General features: G+C 64.3%; 2 protein-coding genes. One reads left to right on the top strand and one right to left on the bottom strand.

Annotated features, from left to right (window positions below; all coding sequences use genetic code 11):
* The coding region (locus tag ACK543_RS09255; protein WP_409942561.1) for an NAD(P)/FAD-dependent oxidoreductase at window positions 1–622 on the top strand (622 nt) is incomplete at its 5' end.
* Window positions 623–758: 136 nt separating this feature from the next.
* Here the strand turns inward: ACK543_RS09255 and htpX are convergent.
* Complete coding sequence (gene htpX, locus ACK543_RS09250) at window positions 759–1634, bottom strand: protease HtpX (protein WP_409942560.1); 876 nt, start codon at window positions 1632–1634, stop codon at window positions 759–761.
* Between the last annotated feature and the right edge of the window lie 329 nt (window positions 1635–1963).

Here is a 1963-nt window from a genome sequence, read left to right as displayed (position 1 = left end):
CAACGGCATGAGCCAGTATTCACGCAACGAGCGCAATGCCAATGCGGGCATGGTGGTGGGCATTGACCCGCGTGACTACCCCACCGACCCGGCCGCATTCGAGGCCCACCTGGGCCAGACCTATGGCGCAGAAAGCCTGCCCGCGGGGCAGTTCCACCCGCTGGCGGGCAGCGTGCTACAGCGCCAGCTCGAATCCAACGCCTTTGTGCTGGGCGGGCGCGACTACAGCGCGCCAGGGCAACTGGTGGGCGAATTCATTGCAGGCAAGCCATCAACCCAGCTGGGCAGCGTGGAGCCGTCGTACAAACCCGGCATGGCGCTGGGCGATTTGCATGCCGCCCTGCCCGGTTACGCCATCGAGGCCCTGCGCGAGGCCCTGCCGGTGTTCGGCCGCAAGATCAAAGGCTTTGACATGCACGATGCGGTGCTGACGGGCGTCGAGACGCGCACCTCATCGCCACTGAAAATCGGCCGTGGCGAGAACCTGCAAAGCCTGAACACGCCGGGCCTGTACCCGGCAGGCGAAGGCGCCAGCTACGCCGGAGGCATTTTGTCGGCCGGGGTGGACGGCATCAAGGTGGGCGAGGCGGTGGCACGCAGCCTGCTGGGCACACGAGGCTGAGCGCGTTGTTCAGGCACTGAGCGTCACCTCAGTCCGCAGCGGCACAAAGCGCATGCCACGCGCCGGCGGGTGCTGCAGCCGTGTGGCACCGCCCCTGCGCCTGGGAGGGCGCTCGCAGCCAGGTCGTTGAGCCATGTTACTGCTGCGCGCCTTGCAACGCAGCAATGCGCTCTTCGATCGGCGGGTGGGTGCTGAACAGCTTGCCAATGCCGCCGGCAATGCCCATCGCAGCCATGCTCTTGGGCAGCTCGGCGGGGTGCATGCCGCCCAGGCGGGCCAGCGCGTTGATCATGGGCTGGCGGCGGCCCAGGAGCTGGGCGGCGCCCGCATCCGCGCGGAATTCACGCTGACGGCTGAACCAGGCCACGATGATGGCGGCCAGGAAACCGAGCACGATGTCCAGCAAGATGGTGGTCACGTAGTAGCCGATGCCGGGGCCCGAGCTGTTGTCGTCACCCTTGCGCAGAAAGCTGTCCACGGCGTAGCCGACCACGCGCGACAGAAACACCACAAAGGTGTTCATCACACCCTGGATCAGCGTCATGGTGACCATGTCGCCGTTGGCGATGTGGGCGACCTCGTGACCAATCACGGCCTCGACCTCTTCGCGCGTCATACCCTGCAACAGTCCGGTGGACACCGCCACCAGCGCGTTGTTCTTGAAGGCGCCCGTGGCAAATGCGTTGGGATCGCCCTCGAAGATGCCGACTTCGGGCATGCCGATGTTGGCCTGCGTGGCGAACTTGCGCACGGTCTCGACGATCCAGCGTTCATCGGGCGAGCCTGAGCCGTCGATCACGCGCACGCCCGAGCTCCACTTGGCCATCGGCTTGCTGATCAGCAGCGAAATGAAAGCGCCGCCAAAACCCATGATGAGCGCAAAACCCAGCAAGGCGCCGAGGTTCAACCCGTTGGCCGTGAGATAACGGTTGACCCCGAGCAGGCTGGCCACTACGCCCAGCACCAGCACGACGGCAAGGTTGGTCATCACAAACAAAAGGATCCGCTTCATAGGTTCTCCGTGGGGTAAGCATCGACAACACGCTGTCGGTCTGCCAGAGATGGGGGCCGTATCCGGCCCTTCAAGCACCCGGCTGCACTGATGGCGACGCGGGGCACGCTGGCTCCAGACTTGTTTCCAGTGCGTGATGGTAGGGGCAAACCGAAGTGGCGCCGCTATCACACAGGGTTTGACGGGAATTAGCCCGAATATTTCACGGCAATTGGTCGAAGGCGGAGCGAAGCGAGTTTTTCTGTTGATTTTGGGCTGCCAAGTGCTCTGGCCAGGGCTTTGATGTGCTGCAAAAGGCTATGGCGTGGTAACCAGGCACACCGGCCCCC

The sequence above is a fragment of the Acidovorax sp. genome (assembly GCF_046341535.1).
GTDB lineage: Bacteria > Pseudomonadota > Gammaproteobacteria > Burkholderiales > Burkholderiaceae_C > Acidovorax.
Note: the sequence above shows the minus strand (reverse complement) of the source record. Positions and strands in the feature narration are given on the sequence as shown.

Excerpts from the sequence above, each read along its gene's own strand:
- htpX (WP_409942560.1), bottom strand. The coding sequence starts at position 1,634 with ATGAAGCGGATCCTTTTGTTTGTGATGACCAACCTTGCCGTCGTGCTG.